Raw genomic sequence first — 24,919 nt, forward strand, 5'->3', positions numbered from 1 at the left:
CCTCCTGTTTCTGTGATTGTGCCGTTTCCTGTAGCTGTGGTGTCTGTGATGGAGGTGGGGGATGGGGTTTGGGTGGGGAGGGTGGGAGGAGTAATTAAAGGAGCTTCACCAAATGTCATATCAAAAGTTCCATCAGAACTAAGTAGAGCAAGAAATTTTCCAACTACTATTGCATCTGCTATTGCATCATAATATGAATCAAATTCCCCACCTACAATAATTTCCCCATTGGACCGAATAGCAATAGTTTTGATGCCTGCTTGTATACCATATGCCGTATTGATACTAAAATTAAACCCCGTGTCAATTGACCCATCAGAGTTGAGACGCGCAATATAATGTCCTGTTACATCGCCAGTTGATTCGTTGTACGTATCAAATTCTCCACCTATCACTATCTTACCGTCGGGCTGTATGGCCATGGATCTAATGACATTTTCCTGGCCAGCTCCATTTGAGACAGCGTTGAATGTGGGATCAGATGAGCCATCAGAGTTGACGCGTGTTATCCCGTAAAATTCAGATTGACCAGCTCCTGCAATGATAATTTTCCCATCAGACTGAATGACTATGGAATAAACGGGGTAAGGATACCCACTTGGGCTAAAGCTCGAATCATAAGAACCATCAGTGTTAATACGCGTAATACCTCCCGGTCCCTCATAATTATATGTGGAGTAGCTTCCGCCAATGATAATTTTTCCATCATTTTGAATGGCAATGGCATATGTAGAGCCATAATCTGCAATACGAGTAAAGTCATGAGATCCGTCAGAATTGAGACGCTCAATATAATATTGTTCTCCAACAACAATCTTCCCGTCAGACTGGATAGCTACAGAATAAACGGGCCCGTGCTCTGTGCCAGAATCAAAGCTCGTATCAAGTGTGCCATCGCTATTGAGACGGACAACACAGTTTGCCACCGTACCGCTATATGAAGTGAACTCACCTCCAACAATAATTTTTCCATCCGATTGAAGAGCAATGGCATGAATGACGCTGTCTGCCCCCACGCCCGAATCAAAACTTGTATCAAGTGTGCCATCTGTGTTAATGCGGGCAATACGAGCTCTAGCCGTATCATTGTATGTAGTGAAATTTCCACCAATAAGAATTTTTCCATCTGGCTGGATCACTGTTGCATTTACAGTGCCATTTGCCAAACTTGCTGCATATGCCCCATGACTCATGCCAAAAAGAAAAAAGGTGATGAAAATCCATACGACACTTTGTATATATTTTGCAATTTTCATAGACATTTTATTTTTCATCCCATTAACAAATTGAATGTTGCAACTATTTGATCGGGATTAATTTTTATTTTACAGATCAACACGAGCCAGAAGTATCGTTAAATCCTGAGAGAGGTTTTGCCATTCAACTTCCCACATTTCAAAAAAGCAACCGGTCATTTATACTAAACGAGAATCTTTGTTTTTTATTATTGCTTACAGTATATCATACAAGTTTTTTTCTTACATGACAGACTTATCCACAATGACAAAAACTAATCACGAGTGAGTAGCTTTTTCAAAAATATGAATATTACGCCTCCGATTTCCACAGTCCGTGCAAATTGCAATATGCATACGCCGTCACAGATTCTGCTGTAGAATCAAAGATCGCACGCGGTGCGTCACCAGGCGCGAGATATACGGTATATGTTTTATTTTCTATCACGATCTCAATCCATTCGATATAATGATCGGAATCCATCGGATGATCTACTGCGCCAATATTTACCACGATGCCCTCATCCGTGCGTTCAATTACAGGCACATGTTTTTCTGTTGCCGCGTCTTCGACATTTGCGGATAAAAGTTTCATCGGCTGCCCACAACACACCAATTCACCTGCACCGGCATGCTTTACTTCCACGATATTGCCACAAATGGCACATCGATATACCTGATTTCGTTCTGTCATATAATTAATTTAGTTTAATGAAGTTAAAAAGTTATAAAATTCAAAGTTTATAAAGTTAAGGATGTCTTTAATGATACATCAATTCTTATAGCCGGACAACCGCACATACAACTCCCGCATCAGACGTGCATCATCCAAAGCGCTATGCATCTGATACTGATCGAGATCGATCCCAAACTGCGCATAGAATGTTTTCTTTTCTCCGTCAATTTCACGCGCCGGCGTCAGACCCACCGCAAAAAGCATGGAAGCAAAATCAATTGGAATATGATGAATCGGTTCTTTTTCATTACCAAAAAGTTTATGCCAAAATGCCATATCATAATGATTGACCGTTGCCACGAGATGCGGCTCATGACTGCCACAAAAATGTCGAATTCTTTCACGCGCTTCCCCATCAGAAATTTTTGATTCATTCAGATGTGGCTCCACATTCTCTCGCACCCAATCGCTCACATGTGTCGGATCATATACCAACTCAAAATACATCTCCCTCTGTCCATCGAGTGAGATCATCCCGACAGACATGAGCTGATCACGCAAAATATCGTGCCCGGTAAATTCCGCATCAAAAAACACAACATCACGAGAAAACGGCTGAAAGATTGGCTGATCCATAAAGCTACCCTATCAATATTTATACATCCAGTATATCCCATTTATCAGATCATGCCCACACCGTGCACCTACAAAAAAGACTTTTGATAAATTCATGCGTTATGTAAATTTTATGTGTAATGTGCAAATTACTGCTTAATTGATTTAATACAAATATCCTTATTTTCTTTTATATTAAAACATACGCGTTTACTGTCATTTCCGTGAAAATGGAAATCCAGTTTATAAAATTAAATCTATTCCACTAGATTCCCGTTTTCACGGGAATGACAATTGATAAGTGTTTTGTATTAAACATCTAAATCCTCAAGTGACTATCAAGAGCCGGGTTCAGCATGACGCAAATATTAAATAGACTCTTTGATTTTTTATTTTTTATTTTTTATTTTAGACCGTACCCAATCCTTATCATACGTCACACCCATATTTTTTTTGTTGATGAGTGTATTGATAATGTGCCAGCGTCTTTTTTTCTCTTCCCATGAGATTTCGTCCGGCATCTCGCGCGATGCCACTGTGCCGGGTCGCTCCGAATAACATCCGATAAACGCTTTGACAAATCCGACACGTTCCGCAAGTGCAATTGTCTTTTGAAAATCCTCTTCTGTTTCTCCGGGAAATCCCACGATAATATCCGTAGCAAATGTCACGTCAGACACGCGTTCTTTGATTCGATCCGTGAGCGCGATAAAATCGTCCGCAGTATACCAACGATTCATTTTTTTGATGACACTGTCACTGCCCGCCTGCACAGGAAGATGCAATAAGCGATCAATATTTTTGTTTCGCGCAATTACATCGATCAACTCCTCCGAGAAATCCCACGGATTAGAGCTTGTAAATGTCACCGTATCGATTCCTGCTGTTTGTGCCACAGCCTCAAGGAGATATGGGAACAGCGTCGGAATGCGCGTGCGTCCCAAATGATTGACCATGACCGGTTGCACGGCTTGCCCGTTCGGTAAAATATATTCTCCCCGCTCCGTTTCTTTTTTGCTGAGAATGATATCTGCGCCATAAGAATTCACATTTTGCCCCAAAAGCGTGATCGACGTATATCCATCATGTGCCAAATTTTCCACTTCTGCGACGATATCAGCAAACGATCGTGACACTTCTTTACCGCGAGCAAACGGCACGATACAAAATGCGCAATAATTATTGCACCCATTGGAAATCGTCACCCATGCATGTTTCGTATCACTGCGATGCGGCTCGACTTCAAATCCGACTTCCTCGATCGGCATGAGCTCTACGTCGGGGATCCTCTTGGCAATTTTTTTCTTCATCACACCGCTTGGCTCACGTGCCACTGCGCCCACGATGCACCCCGTGAGGATGATCTGACGTTTTCTACTGTTCCTCTCATCCTCTTTGCGCAAATTACGAATATACCCATAAACCTTTTCCTCCGCCATATTGCGGATCATACACGTATTGATCACGACAATATCTGCATCTTGCTCCTGCACCGCATACACATATCCGCGCGCCTCATAGTACCGCCTGATCCGCTCGGAATCTGCGACATTTTGTTGACATCCAAATGTTTTGATATAAAACTTTTTCATAAATAATGATTTCTATAAAAGTCTACCTGTCTACAAATCTACTAATCTACCAGTCTAGAACTCTTGACACTATACACGAATTGCGCTAGAAAGGAAAGACACTTGAAATAATTTATCATAAAAGAGCGTATTAGCTTATAGAATCATTTGCCACATTGCACAATATACTGTATAATTGCAATGTAAAATAAAAACAAATGAAAATAAAACTATGACTGACAATACCAACGCTATTTCCGAAGAGGAAAAAGCACAAAAAATCCAATCTCTGCGCGAAATGATCACTGCCGCAGAACAAACAATCCAGGGCGCCAAAGCCATGCTTCTTCAGATTGAAGGCAAAAAGAAAGTTGGTCGCCATAAGAAAGTAGAAGAGTCCGACAGCAATATCATCCAGGGCACATTTGACGGACAGATCATGATCGGCACCAACGGCAAACAATACCCCGTACCGGCAAACTACGCCTCCAAGTCCAAGCTTGTGGAAGGTGACTTTTTGAAGTTGACCATTGTCCCTGACGGCACATTCATCTACAAACAAATTGGCCCCGTCCCCCGTCAAAACAAGATCGGCGTTGTCGGGCAGGATTCAAGCGGAAACTATTTTGTTGCCGCTGACGGCAGACCATATAAGATTCTCCTCGCATCGATCACCTATTTCAATGCGGAACCGGGTGATGAGGTGGCAATTGTCACGTCACAGGAACCTACTGCACAATGGGCATCGATCGAAGCCGTATTACAGCACACAGGAAATTCCGGTGCTGCACCAGCAATCAACACATTACCACAACAATTCACACAACCCGCTGATACGAAACAAAAGACTGCAACGGAGATCCTTACCGGTAGCACAGAATCAACTCTCGATTCCGGCAGTGATATCGTTGACGAATGGGCGCCGGATATCGACGAGATCGAGAAAGAAATCCGTGCAGAAATGAATCAGTCACAATAAATTTAAAAACAATATTATGGAAAATGTCACAGGGGCGCCACAAATTACGCGCAGAGATTTTTATTTGGTTTCTTTGATCGGCGTGTGTTTTGCGCTTTTTTCTTTGCCGATCATGACAAACCTTGGTCTACCTTTTATCGCAATTTCTGTTCCGTTTGCAGTTGCGCTTGTGATATTTTTTACGATCTTTGCCAATATTGCACTGGCGTGCGCATGGTTCATTGGCAAAAAGATCCCAGTCGTTTTTCAATTTGCCAAATTTGGCGCAGTGGGCGCATTCAATACCTTTTTTGACTGGGGCGTACTCAACCTCCTTATCATTATTACAGGCATTGCCGGTGGCATCGGGTTTTCCCTGTTTAAAAGTATTTCTTTTGTCATGGCGGCGATCGGTGCCTACTTTTGGAATAAATATTGGACATTCAATGCAACAGAAAAAGCCACATCGCAGGAAGTGTTTAAATTCATCGCCGTAAGCGTAAGTGGTTTTCTCATCAATGTCGGACTTGCATCACTCATCGTCTTTATGATGCACACAACAGACATCGAAAAAGCAAAACAAATTGCAAATATCGGTGCCGCGACCGCAACACTTGCATCACTTGTATGGAACTTCTTCGGATACAAGCTTTTTGTGTTCAAAAAATAGTCTAAAACCCGATTAATCTCTTCGGCCTTTCTTTTCATTGATCTGTGATATAATATCCATGTCAGGGTTGTTGTAATTTCCTCATGTAAATATTGCACTATGTCAAAAACACTGTATCGCACATATCGCCCAAAGAATTTTTCCGATGTCTTGGGTCAAGACCACATCGTCCATACACTACAAAACGCTCTCACATCCGGTCGAGTCAGTCACGCCTATCTTTTTACTGGACCACGCGGCACGGGCAAAACCACCATTGCGCGTCTTTTTGCCACCGCAGTCAACGTCACACCACGAAAGAACTTTACACCCGTGGACAAAGATGTCGCCCAGCGGCTGCAGGACGGCACATCACTTGATATCATCGAGATTGATGCTGCATCCAGCACAAGTGTGGAAGGCATCCGCGCGCTCAAAGAAACAATTGGCGTAACGCCCACTGAGGCCAGATACAAAGTCTATATCATCGATGAAGTGCACATGCTTTCCACAAGTGCATTCAACGCTCTCCTCAAAACACTGGAAGAACCGCCGGCACATGTGATATTCATCCTCGCCACAACAGAAATTCACAAAGTCCCGGAAACGATCCTCTCTCGCTGTCAGCGATTTGACTTCGCACGATTCAGTATCAGTGACATCATGACCAAGCTCCGCACGATTGCCAAGGCCGAAAAAGTAAAGATCGATGATGATGCACTGGAAATGATCGCCATTACAGCTAATGGTGGTATGCGCGATGCAGAAAGTCTTCTCGCGCAAGTCTTTGCACTCGAGGACAAAAACGTCACTGCCGCAGAAGTCGCTACGATCCTCGGCACCACAACATCGCAAGATGTCATTGATATGATCCGCGCACTAGTACTGCACGACACAGAACAAGCACTCACGATCATCGACAACACCCAAAAGAACGGCTACAATCTCGAAACATTCATCCGCTCACTCATCGAAAAATTACGCGTCACATTATTTCTCTCCTTGCACACTGACATGGGAACCGACATTCAGCAACTCGTCGCCCTGCCAAAAACAGATATTACCACGCTCGCAGAGATCGCGAGCAAAACTCATGCACGGTCAATTATCATGATCATCGAAGAATGCACCACCGCACTTCAAAAAACCAAAAACACCACCATCCCACAGCTCCCGCTCGAGATTGCGGCAGTGAATATTTGCTTGTTTGACAAAAATGCTCCAAAGACACCCACTACCCCGGTAGCAACACAAAAACAAGAACAAATACCGGAGACATCCGCTCCGGAAAAACACTCTCCGACCATAGCAAAACAATCCACAGAAGCTTCTACAGAGGTCTCTACAGAAACACCCATTGCCCTGTCCACAGAAATGTCCGACCAATGGCGCGCATACATTGCATTGATCGAAGAGATCCACCGTCCAATCGCACAAATTCTCGCAGACTGCACGCTCTGTGCGATTACAGACACATCGATCACGATCACTACGGACCGCGCATTCTATCAAGAGCGCATCATGCAAAACAATCATCGCACGATCATTGAATCCGCCGCCTGCGATTATTTCAAAAAACCCATGCGCATCACTGTCACAGTGGAGAAAAAAGCAGACCAATCATCCTCCGAGATCCTCGCCTATGCCAAGCAACTCATGGGTGGCGCGATCACAGGATGATCAATTTCAAATTTTTCAATGCATTATCATCACCCCACTTGAAAAAAAACTCAGAATAGTATACTGTAAGAAATACGTGCAATTAACACATTGGGCCGTAGCCAAGCGGTAAGGCATCCCGATTGTGATCGGGACATGCGCAGGTTCGAATCTAAACACATTTAAAAATTTCCATGTAGAGTTGGGCCGTAGCCAAGCGGTAAGGCACCGGGTTTTGGTCCCGTCATGCGCAGGTTCGAATCCTGCCGGCCCAACTTTGTATGGAAACACCTATAAAATATTTTGTCTATATTTTAGAGAGTTTGAAAGACTCAAAATTTTATATCGGTCAAACCAACAATCTTCAAAATAGGCTCAAACGACACAATGCCGGTCATGTAAAAGCAACTACTCATAGACGACCATTAAAATTGGTTTATCAGGAGACCTATGCTAGTCGATCAGAGGCTCTAAAAAGAGAAAAATATCTTAAGGATTTAAAGAGTCACACCTATATCAAAAACATTATCCTCGATAGTCGGTAAGGCATCCCGATTGTGATCGGGACATGCGCAGGTTCGAATCCTGCCGGCCCAACAAATAAAAAAAGCCTCACATTATGAGGCTTTTTACAATTGATAAAAATAGAAAAACATTGATTGATAATCATAGATCTTCATCGCTGATTATCTTCCAAGGAAACGCACCGATGCATTCTTGTACCGTGGCAATTTTATCGATAAATTCCGCCACACTCACACCCTCAATGCAAATCATACACCCTTGATGCGCTTGTTCGTTGATATGACGACCATGGCAGTGCCCTGAAAATTCTACAATCTTACAATCAAATCCCGCAGCCCTCGCCGTATTCTCATTAATTGAACCAACTCCCGTATACATGTATTTCCCATTCTTTAGCACAATTTGTGTAACAAAACCCCCAAATATCGTGCATCCATCACCGTCAACCGCTACTTTCTCTTGTTCGACTAGATTTCTCTCATCAGTTGATTCCATGCGCTACTCCTTCCAATTAATTTGAATAAATGACTCATTTTACAATGATCTTTGCATCGATAAAATTGTAGACTACGTAATGTATGTTGTCAATGAAAAAACTTCAAAAACCGACTCACAAACTATCTTGTAACTCTTTCGTCATCTTTCCACACCACAAAAACCGTGCTATAATGAAGTTTCCATGAATTCTAAATCGTAATATATACTTTTATGAAAAAGAAATATTGTTATTTCAACGGGAAGATCGTGGAAGAAAAAAACGCACACATCAGCCCGTTTGATCTGGGGATATTGCGTGGATATGGTGTATTTGATGTCATGTGCACGACAAATGGCAAACCATTCCATCTCTCGGATCATTGGAACCGCCTCCTCAAGAGCGCAGCCCGACTCCGCCTCACCGTACCTATTTCCGAGACTGAATATGCAAACATCATCACAAAACTTCTCGCAAGAACTCCCTACACTAACACCAGTATCCGCACCGTGCTTACCGGTGGCATCAGTGCAAACGGCATGACGCTTCACGACACGCCGACATTTTACATCCTTCTCCATGACATGGATCAGTTTATCCCCGACCAAAAACTGTATGACAGTGGTGCCAAAATCATCACGCACAATTTTATCCGCGCGCACGCACAGAGCAAAACGACCAATTATATCGAAGCGATCATCCATCAAGAAAAACGTGTAAAGAAGGATGCTGTGGAAATTCTCTACGCTATCAATGGCAATGTTTCGGAATGTTCCACGAGCAATATCTTCATGGTGAAAAATGACATCTTGTACACGCCAAAAAAAGACATCTTACTCGGCATCACGCGCAAGATCATTCTCACAATCGCACAAAAAGAAAAGATCGCAACCAAAGAAAAAGACATCACTCTGGATGAACTTTATGATGCCGATGAAGTATTCTTGACCGGAAGCGCTAAACACATCCTCCCGATCGTTAAGATCGATACAAAAAAGATCGGCACCGGCAAGCCCGGGACCATTACACAGAGACTTTCTCAGAAATATTTTGACTATTTATCTCGCTATTAAAAATCCTCACAAAACACTGTCAGATCAATTAAACTATAAAACCCTCACCCCAACCCCTGCCTACCGGACAGGCAGGCTCTCCCAGAGAGAGGGTGTTATTAACATATACCTAGAAAAGAGATTTTTTGTGTTTTTCTATTCGCGAACTGATAATATTGTCATTCCGGACTTGATCCGGAATCCAGATGCTGAAACAACCTGCCTGCCGGTAGGCAGGATTCAATGTGACATGTGACAGCGCCCGACGGATAAAAATACCTTAGCATAAAGAGGTGTACGATTTCGTACACCTCTTTGTCGATCTTGTCACCGCATTAGTTCTGCGGTGTATTTTTTACATCATTGTCCCCTGTCGACAATTCCGAGAGCTCCTTTTCCCACGTGACATACGGATTATCCCGAAACATCGGGGGATCCACAGGTGGTTCAAATGGTTCTTTTTCGTTCATTTCTCGAAATGCCCGCAACACCCCACTTTCTCCAGCTTTGCCTGCTCCTGCCATACCATAACCCTCCCAAGAAATAAGAAAACTGTGTCAACCGATCAAAAATAGAACGTTTTTTACTTTTTGCAACACGCAAGACAACAATGCGACAATCCTGCGTGCGATAAAACACCATCACATCCTCACTCAAATTGCATGCACCGGTAAAGCGTGTATCGATAAGCATGCCGCCACTTACACGCGTATCGACATCGATCGATTCGCCATGCATGATCCATCGCCCACTCCTTTTCTTCCGCACGACCACAGCCTTGCCGGGACGAAGTTTCCCTGCAAGCTCATGTAAATGCTTGCCCTCACTCATATCACCTCCTTATTTTTTGATGTAAAAAATAATGTGTATTTTTTTGAAAAAGAACGAAAGACGAAAAAAGCCGACTTCGTGTGAAATCGGCTCGTTTTTATTGGCATGTAAATTTCTCATTCTCTACCCGCAAAAACCAACCGACTTCTCGTTGTCAGCTTAATAATGGATACCACCACCACGGAATTCAATTTTTGCATGAGATCATATTTCATACCGCAATTATACATCCTCACTATTTTTTGTCAAAACTCTCCAACACCTTTCCGCCTCGTTCCACTCTTCGTAGTGACAGAAAAAGTAATATGACTCTATTTATTGTAAAAAATTATCGTGCAATTTTTTTCAAGATCGTGATTGCCTTGCGTAATTTTTCATCGCTTGTGGCAAAAGAGATGCGGAAATGCGTGTTATGTACACTAAAAACATTTCCCGGGATCACCAAGAGATCGTGCGCCATACACCGCGCGATAAATGTTTCCGCGTCATAAGGATATGCGACAAAAAAGTAAAACGCCCCGTCTGATCGCACCATTGTATAATGATCCTTTAGTCCATCATAGACCATGTCACGCTTCTTTTTGTATTGCGTGACATAGTGCGACATATCCGTCTGCAACGCTTCCAATGCCGCGTATTGCAACGGTGTCGGCGCACAGACAAAAGTGTATTGTTGCACTTTGATCATTTCTTGAATGAATGCATCCGGCGCGCAGAGATACCCGATGCGCCATCCCGTTATCGCATGCGATTTGGAAAATCCCCCCAATGTCACCGTCTTATCGTACAAAGAACCGATAGAAATATGCTCTCCATCATAGACAAAATCCTCATAGATCTCATCCGCGATCACCGTGAGATCATGCCTACGCGCAAAATCCACCAACGCCTCAACTTCCGCACGACTACTCACATGCCCTGTCGGATTTTCCGGTGTATTAAAAATGATCGCTCGCGTTTTATCTGTTACAGCTTGTTCCAGTGTCTCGAAATTGAGAGAAAAATCATCATTCTTTTTTACACACACAGGCACACCGCCGTAAAGCAAGATGAGCTGTTTGTACCCGACAAAATATGGATCAAAAATGATCACTTCATCACCGTGATCGATGATGCACGGTAATGCGATGCTGAGCCCGCCGGATACTGCGGATGTGATCAGGATATTCTCTTTTTGTACACTGATATGGTTTTTATTTTTCAACTTCAGAACAACTGCCTCACGCAATACATCAATGCCCTGCGTAAGCGCATAACGATTATTATCTTGCTGGATCGCGTGGCACGCTGCATCCTTGATATTTTGCGGTACAAGAAAATCCGGCTGACCGATACTGAGATCGATCGGATCTTTGAGATCTTTTGCCAATGCAAAAACCTTTCTGATCCCGCTTGTATCCATCTGTTGTATGCGTTGTGATGTTTTCATGATCAAAAAAAATTTATACTTCTTCTATATTATAACTCCCGAACACATCCACTGTCACAAATGTACGTAAAAATGCAAGCGCATCTTGGATGCGTCTTTCTTCCAGCGCACCATCAATTTCGATATAAAAGATATAATCATTCATTTTGTTTCCCGTCGGCATGGATTCGATCTTCGTCAGATTGATCCCTTTGATCTCAAATACCGACAGGATCTCAAACAGCAGTCCCGCACGATCTTCCGTCGGCGTGATGATCATCGACGTCTTGGACCCGGTAATCGTGCAGGTTTTTTTGTTATTGCGAATTTCGATAAAGCGCGTGATGTTACGCATCCGATCACTGATCTGTCTCTCCACGACAGGTACGCCATAATGGTGCGCAGCCTCTTCATTGCCGATTGCCGCAACCGATGGATCCTCTGCCGCAATTTGCATTGCCGCCGACGTAGATGATGCTTCCACAACGGCACATTTTTTGGATCGTACGAACGCACTGCACTGTGCCAACGGCTGCGTATAAGAAGCGATTTTGGTATATGTATCAGTTTGCGATGCCAAAACATGCTCAATGCGCAGATCAAATGATCGCTCGATACAAATATTATATTTTTTGAGAGAGAGGAGGCTTTCGCGCACAGAACCCGTCAACATATTTTCGATCGGCACGATACCACGCGCACTGTCCTGCGCCATTACCTGATCAAAAACATCACTAATATTGTGCACGCACACGATGTTTTGTGGATCAAAAACACGTGCGGCGAGATTATATGAATAACTGAATTGCGGTCCAAGTGTATAAACTTTGTGCATTATGATATTTTAATGATTTAGTTTGGCAGGATAAGATACATCATTGTGTATCTTATCCTGCCATGTTACCAACTGCTACAGATCTGCAGATCCCGGATCAACTTTTTTGATCTGGTTCTGACCACCGACTTGTTCGCATTCATTGTGCATGAGTCCCTGATTCGTCTGACTCTCTATGCTCACAATGATACCTTGTTCTTCATGATCACCATTTCTTCCATCTGCCACTTTTTTCTCCTTGTCTTTCATTGCGTACTCCTCATAATTGGTCTTTTTGGCTGGAGATCCCAACCGAACAAAAAACCCGTCTCACGTGAGACCGGCCTATTTCTACTGCAAACTCTTTTTCTGATCGATCAAGTACTTTGCGCAAAAACAAAACGGTCTCTACTTGTAAAGTAGAAAGCAAAGTAATACCAAAATTTTGCTCCGTTTATATGCACAAATCGTACATTAGTTGATAACACTGCTCATTTTACATCGTTGGGCATATTTGTCAAATCCTGGATGTTTATGCGATATTTTGGTACAATAGACACGCTATGAAAAATAGAAAGATACACAATTTTTTGCTTCTGCGACGATTTGGCTATGCCTTTTTGATAGTTTTGTGCATGCAACTCAATATATCTCCCATACATGCAGAAGACGACGCGGGAGATGCACTTGATGATCTGGAAGAAGTCACAAAAAAGATCGAAAAAACTCAAGACATCATCTCACTTAAACAAAAAGAGCAAGCGATCATCAACGCCCAAATCACAAAACTCGAAAGCGAAAGCACAAAGATCGAAAAAACGATTGAAGAAAACAAAAAAGAAATTGAGGATCTTGCAAGCGAGATCGATCGCATAAAAACTGAGATTGCACAAAAAGAACAACACATCATTTTACAAAAAAAGATCTTGGAAAAATTCCTCCGTGAAAAATACCAGAATTACTCTGAAAAAACAAAATATTTCACCGCACTCAGCATTGGCGAATCCAATCAATCACAACACAAAGAAAACCTCTCATTCGTGACCAATGGCGTCGGTGATTTTGTGGAGAGAATTCATACGGAGCAAGAAGAGTTAAAAAAAGACCAGGAGAAATTTGAAAAGAAATCCCAGCGCATCCAAGATGCTAGATATGAACTAGAACAGCGCAGTAACAGCCTGGAAGATTCAAAGAATTACAAACAAGTTCTTGCCGCCGCCGCTTCTGTAGAAGAAGGTAAATACCAAGAAAAGCTATCGAAGCTTCTCCAGGAACAATTGGCGATCCAGCAAGAGATCAGTAATCTCTCCACCGGTCAAGTGGGTACTTTTTCCCTCGCAGACCTCCCGGACAAAGATGATGCTGATTTCGGTAATCCCGTAAAAAAACCATTTGTCATCACCCAAGGCTATGGCAAGACAACATTTTCACATAACTATTCCACAGGCGTCCACAACGGCATCGATTTTGTCGCCCAAGGTGACAGGAGTATCATCGCCGCCGCAGATGGCAAAGTCAAAGCAACCGGCAATATGGGACAATACGGATATGGTCGATGGGCCGCTGTTGATCATGGCAATGGACTCGTGACACTCTATGGGCACATGAGTTCTGTCAAAGTATCCCGTGGTGACAAGATCGACAAGGGCGATAAAATCGGAGTTATGGGTAGCACAGGATTTTCTACCGGTACGCATCTCCACTTTAGTGTTTTTGTAGAAAGTACATTTGGTGTTGTAGAATCTTCCAAAGTAAATGGTGTCTATATTCCCAGTGGCGCAACAGTCAATCCAAATATGTATCTTTAAAAAATTTTAACCATATAAATTTCACACTTCTATGAAAAAACGGAAAAAACTGCATCAGAAGATCACACAAATTCTCACAAAAAAAGATACGACCCACGTACAAAAATCCGAGTCCATCATAGAAGCACTCCACAAAACCGACTGGCTTGAACACACTACAACCAAAACACCATCCCGTGCAACCGTATGCGTGCTAGATACTGGCGCAGTGATCAATGCCGAAGCATCTGCGATGCTTCAAGCACTTCATTCTCGCTCCACGGGTGGCATCAAAAATCATTTAAAGATCCTCGCCGAAAAAGGCGCGGGAGATTTTATCAAAAGTTTTTATGTCGGTTATGGACACAAATCGATCGGCGACTGTGGCACAACAACGATCTTCATCGAAGGCGTCTCTATGCTCGCGGCAAAAGCGATCCAAGATTGGCCATTATACTCCGGACAAGAATCATCCACGCGCTATGTTGATTTTCAATATCAGCCATTCTTGAATCCACTGGAGACGAAAAAAGGCTCTGACATTCTGGAGAAATGGCGCACGTTTTACATTGCTTCAATGGCAGACGTACGCGCGCATCTCACAGAGCAATTCCCATGCACCGACCCAAAGAAAACCCAACTCTACACCAAAGCGATCAATGCGCGCGCATTTGATATTTTGCGCGGATTTCTCCCTGCAGGCGCAACAACCAATCTCGCATGGCATACCAATCTCCGACAAGCGGCGGACAAACTCATGATGCTTCGCCATCATCCGCTTACGGAAGTGCGAGAGATCGCCGATGCAATTGACCGCGCACTACGCAAACAATACCCCAATTCATTTGATCACGAACGTTTCGATCACACAGAAAAATACAATGAGCAAATCATGCAACGATCCTACTATTTTCACAATGCGCAACACCCGGATTTTTCCGTCACAAAAGATCGCATCGACAAAAAATCCCTTCCTTATGATATCTTGCATGATCGCCCCATGAAGACGGAACTTCCCCGCTACTGTCGTGAATATGGCGACATTATGTTTGATTTTACACTCGACTTTGGTTCTTTTCGCGATATTCAAAGACACCGTGCCATCACACAGCGCATGCCACTTCTCACGACTGAGATCGGATTTGAACAATGGTATCTCAATGAACTCCCCGTGCACATCGCAAAAAAAGCACGAGTACTTCTCGCACAACAAGAAAAAGCGATCACATCACTCTCAACATCACCGGAAACACGCCAATATTATATCGCCATGGGATACAAAACGGCCAACCGCATTGTCGGTGATCTGGGCGGACTCATATACCTCATAGAACTTCGCTCTACGCGATTTGTCCATCCGACACTGCGCAAGCGTGCGATTCAAATGGCACACTATCTTTTGAAAACATATAAAAAGTGCGGCCTTATCCTCCACTTGGATACAGAGCCGCACGAATTTGATGTACAACGTGGCGCACACGATATTGAACTTAAGTAACTGTCTAACATCTCAACGCCAAAAAATGGCATTTCAACTCGACATGAGATATTAGACGGTTACTAAGAAATAAGCGCCAAAACTTCCTCGTGAATATCTTCTACTGTGCGCAGTTGATCCTCTTTGATACATTGGACACGGTGCCATCCTTTTTGTGTCCGCGCAAGCCATAGAGCACTTTTCCTTGCATTGTGCAGATAATCCATGCTTTGCTCCACCAGATCATTTTTTCCCTCTTTGAGATATTGCTTTTTTTGCTGTGCGCGACGCAAGAGGCCGACGGATGTCGTAATCGGCACATCCAAATAAATTACCATGTCCGGCCGCGGAAGGTGAAATACGCCATATTCCATCGCATCAAGCCACACGAGAAACTCCCTACGCTTACGCGGATCAAAGATCTTCCCACCTTGATGGATCTGATTGGCACTCACATAACGGTCCATGATCACCGTACAACCGTCTGCGAGCCACTGCGTGATCTTTGCCGATGATTCAAAACGGTCTGCGGCATATAACACCGATGTGATCCGCGGATCAAGCGTCAAAAAGTCTCCATGATCCCCCGTGATGCACTTGCCGATGAACGCACCAAAAAAATTCTTTTCATACTGCGGAAAATCCATCGTGCGCACAGGCACGCCATCCTTTTTCAGTCTTTGTACAAGCATTTTTGCCTGTGTTGCTTTCCCCGATCCATCCGACCCATCGATCACGATCAATCGCCCTTTCTTTTCCATAAATGAATATGTCATCACATCACAATTAAAGACGGCCTGTCATGCCGTCCCCCTCCGCGCTATTGTAACATACATCCATAAGTAGCAAAAGGAGGGTTTTTTAAATTTTTTTCACATTTTCCACAATTTCCGGAAACCCATCACCCAAGAAGTGTCCACGATCTGAAAATGTAATGAGCTTCGCCTGCGGGAGCGATTTCTGATATTGCAAAGCATCTGCATATGGCACAACCGGATCATCTGTGGAATGATAAATAAAGATCTGATCACACTGCTTTTGAATATTTTCCAATGAGTTCGGCAGATCAAAACCACCACCAATGCCATAACAGCCTGCCACCAGATGCACTTGCGCTATATTGCATTTCACCGTGTTTTCCGCCAAATATTTCGCCACAAAATTTGCACCAAGCGAGTGCCCGACAATGACCATTTCATTGTGAATATACGGCAACACCTTTTCCATCCATATACACCATTCTGTGTATTTCGCATTGTATTTTGATGGCATCTGTGGCAAAAAAACCTCATATTCTTCCCCGAGTTTTTCCGCAAGCATTTTTTTCCATCCATCATTGCGCATCTCATAAGGATCATACGTCCACTCCTTAAGCCGTGTAATATACTCCTCATACGTATTCCACGCATCACCACCATGAATCACAATAATTTGTTTTTTCTTTTTCATACATCTATGATACACAATATTAAAATAAAAGGCCATTTATAATAAAAACGTTATAAATGACCTAATGATCTTGCAAGCAAATGATTGTCATTGCTCCTTTTTGCAACTTTTGCAAACAGATTTTTTTTCCTCCCAAGAAATTACGCGCAATTCTTTTTTGCCACAATACTTGCACGTCGCACACCGTTCATATATGCCGACCACTTCGGCAAGATGTGCCTGCGGATCCTTATAAAAGAGATGTGCTTTTTTAGGATCGAACAAGTCATTCAACGCTGCATCTGCAGGATTTCCAAAGCTCATATATACCTCCTTGGCAATAAAAAAAGGGAAAGAACACTTCTACAAAAAACTACCACACCCGCCCCATTATAGCAAGCTGACATATTTTAACCCTCTGCAACAAAAAATTGCGGGTAGTGTTTTTGTATTTTTTCTTTTGCACGATGTAATTCTGTTTCTGTCTCAAAAATACCGAAAACCGTTGAACCGGAACCGCTCATGAGTGCACCCGTTGCCCCATATGCAATGAGTGTTTGCTTGACTTCAGCGATCACCGGATGCGTGGCAAAAACAGCAATCTCGAAATCATTATAAAGATGCGATGCGATATTCTCGCCGGACCGGATCACGTGTGCCATTTCCCTCGACCGATCTCTACGCTCCGGATCTGCCATAAACCAGAGATGTTTTGCCAGTTCGCAAAATGCCCATGGTGTTGATACTGCGATCTGTGGATTGACCACAAGAAAATATTCGTGTGGTGGCACAAGCTCTTCTGCGATGATCTCTCCCATGCCCTTAATAAGTGCGCAACCGCTCCCCACAAAGAAAAATGGGATATCCTTCCCGACTGACGCCGCCACATCGATCAATTCTTCTTGCGATAATACTTTGTCAAAATAGTCATTGAGCGCGAGGAGGACGTACGCACCATTGGAGCTTCCTCCGCCCATACCCGCCGCCGCGGGGATGCGTTTATTCAACACAATATTCATACCAACATGTTTTTTCGTCCGGTCAAAATATTTTTTTGCTACTTTGTGGCAAATATTTTTTTCATCCGTCGGCACGGCAGAATCATTGCATCTGATGACAATATCATCACGATCATCCAAAAAAACAACATCGACATCATCAAATAGATGTGGCAACTGCATCATCACCGTTCGCAATTTATGATAGCCATTTGGTAATTTTTCTATGATCTCCAAAGTGAGATTGACCTTTGCGTGCGACTGATAGTGATATGTTTTCATACGATCAATCTTTACGAATAATACTCACCACAACATGCGCGCGCACACCGTCGCCACGTGCAACATCAGATAAACAATCCCCGGACATTGCATTGATCCCGATAAGCGATTTCTCTACGCCAAGGATCTCCGCAATGCGATCTTTTATACGATCGACATATGGCATGATCTTTGGTGTTTTGCATTCAATACTCACGCCGACATTATTGAGCGTGTACCCGGCCTCTCTGAGGTGTTGCAGTGCCACTTCCACATATTTTACACTGTCCGTAATGCCATTTTCCTTGCACATAACATCAGCATAACGTGCAAAAGAATCATTGCCAACTGATTGCTCGATCGCATCACAGAGCGCATGCAATACCACATCCCCGTCAGAATTTCCTTCAAACCCCCAATGATCCTCAATAACAATACCCCCCAACACAAGATTTTTTGTCACATTATCCGTAAATGGATGGGCATCTTGTCCAAAACCTATGCGAAACATAAATTTATGATCTTAATGAATTATTTTTCTCCTGCATGATCAGTTTTGCCATTAACAGATCACGCGGTGTCGTAATTTTAAAGTTGTTTTCTGATGCTGTAACGATCGCCACGGGATGTCCAATGTATTCCGCAAGTGACACATCATCCGTCCCGAGATGCTGATCTTCATGCGCCTTGTGAAACGCTTTCTGCGCCAGACCAAATCGCAATGCCTGTGGCGTCTGCATATTCCACAGGACAGAGCGATCCAAAGTTTTGACAACGCGACCGTCCCTACCGACTTCTTTGATCGTATCTTTTGTCGGATGCGCCACGGCCGCCGCCCCATGCTTTTGCGCCGCTATGATGACCGATGTGATTTCCTCCTCCGTGACAAAAGGATTTGCGCCATTGTGAAATACGATCATATCTTCCGCATTCTTTTGTTTGTTCGCAAGGTGTTGTACCGCATGATATGCGGAGTGTTGTCTTTCCTTTCCACCAGAAACCAATGCAGAAACTTTTTTTAGCCCGTATTTTGTAATAATTTTTTCAAAGACGGGTTTTTCTTCTTCGCGCACCACGAGAATGATCTCATCGATCACTGCGCTTTCCTCAAAACAACCAATAGTATGCACAATGATCGGCTTTCGTCCGATGGACAGAAGCGTCTTGTTTTTCTTTGCTTTCATGCGCGTACCAAATCCTGATGAAAGCACAATTGCAATATTCATATCAATAGATATTAAACGTCATAAAATCGTTCTTTTGATCACTTTCTTCAATAGATACATTAGTGACATGTGCCGCCGGAGATCCCTTGTGGCAAAACCGAAGGAATGCTCGCATATTCTCTTCTTCTCCTACACATTCGATCAAAACCGTTCCATCTTGACAATTTTGCACATAACCCGTGATATTGTTTTCTATTGCATGTTTTTTTGTTTGCTGACGAAAAAACACGCCATGCACCTTTCCTTCTATTGTGACACGCAAATACTTTTTCATACACACTTCCATACTACTAAAATACCACGATAAACACAAAGCCACCTTATAAGGTGGCTGAAAAATTGATATGCTAAACAGTTGCCGACATTAGATACTCTCATAATCCCGCATCACCAATTGCGCATCGATCTGTTTGACCATCTCGATCACCACCGATACAACAATAAGCAAACTTGTACCCCCCACAGAGATCATTTGCGACGCCGGAAGAAATGCCTGCACAACGATCGGCAATATGGCAATGCTACCCAAGAAAAGCGACCCCGGCAACGTAATACGATTTACTACCTTGCCCAGGTACTCGGCTGTTTCTCTTCCTGGACGCATTCCTTCCACATAACCGCCTTGTCGTTGGAGATTTTCCGCAATTTTTTGTGGATCAAAAACCACTGCCGTATAGAAATATGTGAACATCACAACGAGAGAAAAATATACGATCCCATACACCCATTGATTTGCAAAAATATTCGTCATCACCGATCCGATATGTGCAATCGTCTCATGACCTTGCATCTGCATCAAGATCTGTCCGATCATCCGTGGAAACAATACGAGAGAAACAGCAAAAATGATCGGGATCACACCGGCCTGATTGATACGCAGTGGGAGATGCGTCCGCGCCCCGCCGTATTGTTGCCCGCCACGCATGCGCCGTGCATAAGAAATCGGGATAATGCGCTTCCCCTCAGTTACAAAAACAACCCCCAGAATCGTTACAATAACGATCACGAGAAACATCACATAGGTAAAGATCTGCGTTTGATTGAACGCTACTTCTTTGAATTGCATGAATGTCGATGGCAAACTCGCCACAATACCGGCAAAGATCATGATGGACACACCATTACCCAAACCTTTTTCTGTGATCAATTCTCCCAGCCACATCAAAAAGATCGTACCCGTAACCGCTGTGATAATGATCGACCCATATTGAATTGCCGACGTCACATCAATGACTTGCTGTGATTTGAGAACCGTGATCATAGCAGTTGTCTGCACAATAGCCAATGGCACTGTAAGCACACGTGAGATCATATTGAATTTTTGTCTTCCGGCGTCACCCTCTTCTTTATACAATTGTTCCAGTCGTGGCACAATCATCGTAAGAAGTTGCATGATGATCGATGAAGTAATATATGGTCCGACACCCAACAAAACGATCGAGATGTTGGATAATCCTCCGCCGGAAAACATATTGAACATCCCCAATAACTGACCACTGTTAGACGCGAATAATTCCTGCAAATGTTTAGCATTTACCCCGGGTAACGGAATGTTTGCCGCAAACCGAAAAGTTACCAAAACGAATAAAATAAACAAAACTTTATTTCGCAATTCCTTCACTGCAAAGATATTTTTGAATTTTCCCAGCATAACACCACTTTTTAACAAATAAATCACTAGAACAAATATACACTACTGCTACTATTTTCACAAGATAACACCCCTTCTATGCCTGATGGACTTCCTCCAAAAATTCTTTGTAAATTCCTTGTAAAATATTGAGTGGCGGTTTATTGTCTGCAGCCATTGATTCCATGCGCAAGCGAATGATCTGTGTCTTTGCTTCTGTGATCTCATCAAACGCCTTTTCGCCATGTAATGTGTGCGCAAAAACAAGGAGTGCGTCTCGCACATATACGATAAATTCTCGACATTCTCGATCTGGTGATTCTTCGCTCGGATATCTCTCCAATAGTTTTTTTGCAATATCTTGAATTTTTTCCACATCCTGACTAACTTGCGTGAACTCACTATAGATCGCCTGAAAGACTTCTTCTCCCACACCGGACATCTTCGACAAAAGATAGATCTCGCTTTTGATCATTTCTTCCTCTGTTTTTTCCACACTCCACTTTTCTTTTTCCGCATGTGCAAAAACTTCTTCCGTCACACACAAAAAATGAACAAAATCCTTTGTTTCTTCATAATCTGCATACTTTGCCTCCAGTTTTTGCGCCACAATCTGTATGCGCTCCAAATGGTCTTGCATTGATACGATCTTCTTGTAATATGCATCAAAGTCTTCTTCACGATGTTCTTTGTTATTTTCCGTGGCATCGCTTGCTGGTGTGTTTTGCGACATAATGTTTTTTAATTTTTAAACGTCAAGATTTTGAACAGTTTTTGCATATGTTTGGATAAATTTCTTTCGCGGTGCTACATCGCTTCCCATGAGAAGATCAAAGATGTGATCAGCTGCCTCTGCATCTTCAATTGTCACTTGCATCATTTTACGATTTGCCGGATTCATTGTTGTGTCCCATAGTTGTTCCGGATTCATCTCGCCCAAACCCTTATAGCGCTGAATTGCCACACTGGCTGTTTTTTGATCCTCATCTTTTTCTTCAATTTCACTGACGCCGAGTTTTTTGAGAAGAGCTTCCTTCTGTTCATCCGTATACACATAATGCACACTCTTACCCTTCTTTATTTGGTATAACGGCGGTTGCGCGATATAGATAAAACCGCGTCGCACCAATTCCTCAAAATAACGGTAAAAAAATGTCAAAAGAAGCGTGCGAATGTGCGAGCCATCCACGTCAGCATCTGCCATGATGATGATCTTGTGATACCGCAATTTGTTGGCATCAACCGTATCACCGATCCCCGCACCCAACGCAATGATGATCGGCTTGAGCGTATCTGATTTCACGATCTTATCAAGGCTGGTTTTTTCTACATTTACCAATTTCCCGCGTAGTGGCAAAATTGCCTGAAACATACGATCACGCCCTTGTTTTGCACTACCACCGGCAGAATCTCCCTCTACAATATACAATTCCGAATCCTCTGCGCGTCGACTGGTACAATCCGCCAATTTACCCGGCAATGTCATGCCCTCCAATGCGCCCTTACGCAAAACAGCGTCCTTGGCCGCACGCGCCGCATTGCGCGCACGTGCAGTGAGGAGGCATTTATCGATGATCGCACGTGCATCTTTGGGATTTTTTTCGAAATATTCTGTCAATTCTTCCGTCACCACACTCTGCACGATGCCCTTTACTTCCGGATTGCCCAGTTTTTCCTTTGTCTGACCCTCAAATTGCGGGTTGGATAATTTTACACTGATCACACAGGTGAGACCTTCTTGCATATCCTCCGCGGCGAGATTTTTATCTTTTTCTTTCAAGAGACCGCTTGTCCGTGCATAGGCGTTGACGCATCGTGTCAATGCGGCACGAAAACCCGCAACATGCGTTCCGCCTTCCGGGTTCAAGATATTATTTGCAAAAGCGTGTAAACGCTCTTTAAAAGAGTCCGTATATTGAAAAGACACTTCCACATACACATCATCTTGTTGTTTGTCGATATATACCGGTACAACATTTTTTACTTCCTTGTTGCGATTGATGAATTTGACGAAGGATACGATCCCGGAGTCAAAATAAAAACTATGCCGTCTGGCTTTGTATGCATCTTTTTTTCCCGTTACCTCGCGCGCATCTTCAATGTCGATACGAATACCTTTTGTAAGATATGCCTGATTGCGCAAATGCTTCACGACCGTATCAAAGCTGAATGCCGTTTCAGAAAATATTTTTCGATCCGGTCTAAATGTGATCGTTGTCCCTGTTTCTCCACCCTTTACTTTACCCACAGGCTTCACATCCCCTTGCGATTTGCCACACGAAAATTCTTGCGCCCACAATTTGCCATCGCTCTTTACTTCGGCTTTAAGCCATTCGGACAATGCGTTTACTACCGATACACCCACACCATGCAAACCGCCGGACACCTTATAACCGCTATCCTCACCGCCAAACTTTCCTCCTGCATGCAAAACGGTAAGTACCGTCTCCAGTGTTGATTTTTTGGTCTTTGGATGAATGTCAACCGGAATACCGCGACCATTATCCGACACCTCAACGATATCATTTGGCAAAATGCGCACACGACACCACGTTGCATGTCCCGCCATTGCCTCATCGATGCTATTGTCCACAACTTCCCAGATCATATGATGCAATCCGGCAAGACCTGTGCCACCGATATACATCCCCGGCCTTTTACGTACCGGTTCAAGTCCCTCCAATACTTGGATCGATGATGCGCTATATGCTTTCTTGCTTTCTTTCTTTACTTCCGCCATGTAATTTATATTACAGAATTATGCCGTTATGTTTATCGTGTCAAAAAATATAATTCGATCAAAAGAATCGCCGCTAATGCGATCAATGCATCCCACCATAGGAGAATACGCATTTGTTGCATCCCGATCAATATCGACATCAGAAATCCCAACAGGAATCCTTGTCGCACCGCCATACCAACCTCGCCAAGCGTCACCACATCCTTCGCCATCTTGTGCCACAACCACGTCAATATCACAATGCTCAAACCGGACATTGTGAGAAAAAACGTGATATAAAAGAGAACGAATGCAATATACCCGATATCAACAGGGTCAGTAAAAAATATAACGGCACACAATGCCGCAAAACTGGTCAATGTTCCGATACGCAACCCCCAAAGATATGAACGTAGTGTCATAAATTGTATTTTTTGCTTATTTCATTTCCTTCATTTCTTCCTCAATTATAGCGTTTTATCGGCATTTTGACAAGTAAAAAGGAAAAGCCCCATTTTTCATATATTCTGCGATTATCCGGAAAAATATACGTCTTTGCGGAGGAACGACGAAGTGATCTGGATAAATACTATGTGTCACACTGAGATTGCTTCGTCGTTCCTCCTCGCAAAGACAAGTTTACTAAGCGTTTTCATCTCTTGAAAAATTTGAGCAGTTATGTAAAAAAATATTTGACGAGATGGAATTTTTGTGATAATACAAAGATGAAAGGTCTTCAGAATGATGTGCTGAATATCCACGCACCTATTTGAGAAATATATTCATATATACAGCCAAAGATTGTTTTATTTGTCGGAATAACCGAGCCCCAGCAGAATTATTTTTGAAATAGGTGCGTGGGACATGAAACCCACCTGGATTTCAGGGAAAAATGTATTTTTTCCGTTATCTTTTTTCTAGGGAT

28 protein-coding genes and 1 tRNA gene are annotated in these 24,919 nt (G+C 43.2%); 8 read left to right on the plus strand and 21 right to left on the minus strand.

From position 1 onward, the window contains the following. The 4 genes from WC819_02440 to WC819_02455 all read right to left on the minus strand — a co-directional run. Positions 1–1,256 (minus strand): hypothetical protein (locus WC819_02440; protein ID MFA5986183.1); only part of this gene is annotated, 1,256 nt, incomplete at its 3' end. A gap of 292 nt (positions 1,257–1,548) precedes the next feature. Then, positions 1,549–1,929: a desulfoferrodoxin gene (locus WC819_02445; GenBank protein MFA5986184.1), complete on the minus strand. Its 381-nt coding sequence runs from the start codon at positions 1,927–1,929 to the stop codon at positions 1,549–1,551. A 78-nt stretch (positions 1,930–2,007) separates the two neighbouring features. Further along, a complete protein-coding gene (locus tag WC819_02450) occupies positions 2,008–2,547 on the minus strand; it encodes an exonuclease domain-containing protein (protein ID MFA5986185.1) in 540 nt (179 codons plus the stop codon). Between the two features lie 368 nt (positions 2,548–2,915). Next, complete coding sequence (locus WC819_02455; GenBank protein ID MFA5986186.1) at positions 2,916–4,118, minus strand: MiaB/RimO family radical SAM methylthiotransferase; 1,203 nt, start codon at positions 4,116–4,118, stop codon at positions 2,916–2,918. Between the two features lie 211 nt (positions 4,119–4,329). Between WC819_02455 and WC819_02460 the strand changes: the two genes are divergently transcribed. From WC819_02460 to WC819_02480, 5 genes are all read left to right on the plus strand, one after another. Next, positions 4,330–5,076 carry a hypothetical protein gene (locus WC819_02460; protein ID MFA5986187.1) on the plus strand — a complete coding sequence of 249 codons (747 nt, stop codon included), beginning with the start codon at positions 4,330–4,332 and terminating at the stop codon, positions 5,074–5,076. A gap of 16 nt (positions 5,077–5,092) precedes the next feature. Next, a complete protein-coding gene (locus WC819_02465; protein ID MFA5986188.1) occupies positions 5,093–5,725 on the plus strand; it encodes a GtrA family protein in 633 nt (210 codons plus the stop codon). 99 nt (positions 5,726–5,824) lie between these two features. Continuing rightward, complete coding sequence (dnaX, locus tag WC819_02470) at positions 5,825–7,384, plus strand: DNA polymerase III subunit gamma/tau (GenBank protein ID MFA5986189.1); 1,560 nt, start codon at positions 5,825–5,827, stop codon at positions 7,382–7,384. A 182-nt stretch (positions 7,385–7,566) separates the two neighbouring features. Further along, positions 7,567–7,638, plus strand: a tRNA-Gln gene (locus WC819_02475). Positions 7,639–7,644: 6 nt separating this feature from the next. Next, a complete protein-coding gene (locus tag WC819_02480; protein ID MFA5986190.1) occupies positions 7,645–7,908 on the plus strand; it encodes a GIY-YIG nuclease family protein in 264 nt (87 codons plus the stop codon). A 121-nt stretch (positions 7,909–8,029) separates the two neighbouring features. Here WC819_02480 and WC819_02485 read toward each other — a convergent pair whose 3' ends face one another. Next, positions 8,030–8,383, minus strand: coding sequence for a hypothetical protein (locus tag WC819_02485; GenBank protein MFA5986191.1), 354 nt, complete (start codon positions 8,381–8,383; stop codon positions 8,030–8,032). A gap of 213 nt (positions 8,384–8,596) precedes the next feature. On the opposite strand from WC819_02485, the gene WC819_02490 reads away from it, so the two are divergent. Further along, positions 8,597–9,436, plus strand: coding sequence for an aminotransferase class IV (locus WC819_02490; GenBank protein ID MFA5986192.1), 840 nt, complete (start codon positions 8,597–8,599; stop codon positions 9,434–9,436). Positions 9,437–9,750: 314 nt separating this feature from the next. On the opposite strand, the gene WC819_02495 is transcribed toward WC819_02490, so the two are convergent. The 5 genes from WC819_02495 to WC819_02515 all read right to left on the minus strand — a co-directional run bounded on the left by WC819_02495 (position 9,751) and on the right by WC819_02515 (position 12,738). After that, positions 9,751–9,885, minus strand: a complete 135-nt coding sequence (locus WC819_02495) for a hypothetical protein (protein ID MFA5986193.1) — start codon at positions 9,883–9,885, stop codon at positions 9,751–9,753. Then, entirely contained in the window at positions 9,863–10,246 is a 384-nt protein-coding gene (locus WC819_02500) for a hypothetical protein (protein MFA5986194.1), read from the minus strand. The genes WC819_02495 and WC819_02500 overlap by 23 nt, the downstream gene beginning before the upstream one ends. A gap of 328 nt (positions 10,247–10,574) precedes the next feature. Then, a complete protein-coding gene (locus WC819_02505; GenBank protein ID MFA5986195.1) occupies positions 10,575–11,675 on the minus strand; it encodes an aminotransferase class I/II-fold pyridoxal phosphate-dependent enzyme in 1,101 nt (366 codons plus the stop codon). A gap of 13 nt (positions 11,676–11,688) precedes the next feature. Continuing rightward, positions 11,689–12,489, minus strand: coding sequence for a prephenate dehydratase domain-containing protein (locus WC819_02510; GenBank protein MFA5986196.1), 801 nt, complete (start codon positions 12,487–12,489; stop codon positions 11,689–11,691). Positions 12,490–12,564: 75 nt separating this feature from the next. Next, positions 12,565–12,738 carry a hypothetical protein gene (locus tag WC819_02515; GenBank protein MFA5986197.1) on the minus strand — a complete coding sequence of 58 codons (174 nt, stop codon included), beginning with the start codon at positions 12,736–12,738 and terminating at the stop codon, positions 12,565–12,567. 293 nt (positions 12,739–13,031) lie between these two features. Between WC819_02515 and WC819_02520 the strand changes: the two genes are divergently transcribed. Further along, positions 13,032–14,276 (plus strand): peptidoglycan DD-metalloendopeptidase family protein, encoded by a 1,245-nt coding sequence (locus WC819_02520; GenBank protein MFA5986198.1) that lies wholly within the window; start codon positions 13,032–13,034, stop codon positions 14,274–14,276. 31 nt (positions 14,277–14,307) lie between these two features. Next, positions 14,308–15,753 carry an FAD-dependent thymidylate synthase gene (locus WC819_02525; protein MFA5986199.1) on the plus strand — a complete coding sequence of 482 codons (1,446 nt, stop codon included), beginning with the start codon at positions 14,308–14,310 and terminating at the stop codon, positions 15,751–15,753. Positions 15,754–15,815: 62 nt separating this feature from the next. On the opposite strand, the gene WC819_02530 is transcribed toward WC819_02525, so the two are convergent. The 11 genes from WC819_02530 to WC819_02580 form a co-directional block, all read right to left on the minus strand. Continuing rightward, on the minus strand, positions 15,816–16,493 hold the full coding sequence (locus WC819_02530) for a thymidylate kinase (GenBank protein ID MFA5986200.1): 678 nt from the start codon (positions 16,491–16,493) through the stop codon (positions 15,816–15,818). Positions 16,494–16,593: 100 nt separating this feature from the next. Further along, positions 16,594–17,181, minus strand: coding sequence for an alpha/beta hydrolase (locus WC819_02535; protein MFA5986201.1), 588 nt, complete (start codon positions 17,179–17,181; stop codon positions 16,594–16,596). An 87-nt stretch (positions 17,182–17,268) separates the two neighbouring features. Then, on the minus strand, positions 17,269–17,484 hold the full coding sequence (locus tag WC819_02540; protein MFA5986202.1) for a hypothetical protein: 216 nt from the start codon (positions 17,482–17,484) through the stop codon (positions 17,269–17,271). An 86-nt stretch (positions 17,485–17,570) separates the two neighbouring features. Next, on the minus strand, positions 17,571–18,440 hold the full coding sequence (gene ispE / locus WC819_02545; GenBank protein MFA5986203.1) for a 4-(cytidine 5'-diphospho)-2-C-methyl-D-erythritol kinase: 870 nt from the start codon (positions 18,438–18,440) through the stop codon (positions 17,571–17,573). Positions 18,441–18,444: 4 nt separating this feature from the next. Next, positions 18,445–18,930, minus strand: a complete 486-nt coding sequence (gene ispF / locus WC819_02550; protein ID MFA5986204.1) for a 2-C-methyl-D-erythritol 2,4-cyclodiphosphate synthase — start codon at positions 18,928–18,930, stop codon at positions 18,445–18,447. Positions 18,931–18,934: 4 nt separating this feature from the next. Next, positions 18,935–19,645: a 2-C-methyl-D-erythritol 4-phosphate cytidylyltransferase gene (ispD, locus tag WC819_02555; GenBank protein ID MFA5986205.1), complete on the minus strand. Its 711-nt coding sequence runs from the start codon at positions 19,643–19,645 to the stop codon at positions 18,935–18,937. 1 nt (position 19,646) lies between these two features. Continuing rightward, entirely contained in the window at positions 19,647–19,919 is a 273-nt protein-coding gene (locus WC819_02560; GenBank protein ID MFA5986206.1) for an acylphosphatase, read from the minus strand. Between the two features lie 90 nt (positions 19,920–20,009). Then, positions 20,010–21,296, minus strand: coding sequence for a preprotein translocase subunit SecY (gene secY / locus WC819_02565; GenBank protein MFA5986207.1), 1,287 nt, complete (start codon positions 21,294–21,296; stop codon positions 20,010–20,012). A 76-nt stretch (positions 21,297–21,372) separates the two neighbouring features. Beyond that, positions 21,373–22,008, minus strand: coding sequence for a hypothetical protein (locus WC819_02570; protein MFA5986208.1), 636 nt, complete (start codon positions 22,006–22,008; stop codon positions 21,373–21,375). A gap of 15 nt (positions 22,009–22,023) precedes the next feature. Then, positions 22,024–24,015, minus strand: coding sequence for a DNA topoisomerase (ATP-hydrolyzing) subunit B (gyrB, locus tag WC819_02575; protein MFA5986209.1), 1,992 nt, complete (start codon positions 24,013–24,015; stop codon positions 22,024–22,026). A 32-nt stretch (positions 24,016–24,047) separates the two neighbouring features. After that, positions 24,048–24,416 (minus strand): hypothetical protein, encoded by a 369-nt coding sequence (locus WC819_02580; GenBank protein ID MFA5986210.1) that lies wholly within the window; start codon positions 24,414–24,416, stop codon positions 24,048–24,050. Positions 24,417–24,919 lie beyond the last annotated feature (503 nt).

The organism is Parcubacteria group bacterium, from assembly GCA_041660065.1.
Classification (GTDB): Bacteria; Patescibacteriota; Minisyncoccia; order Moranbacterales.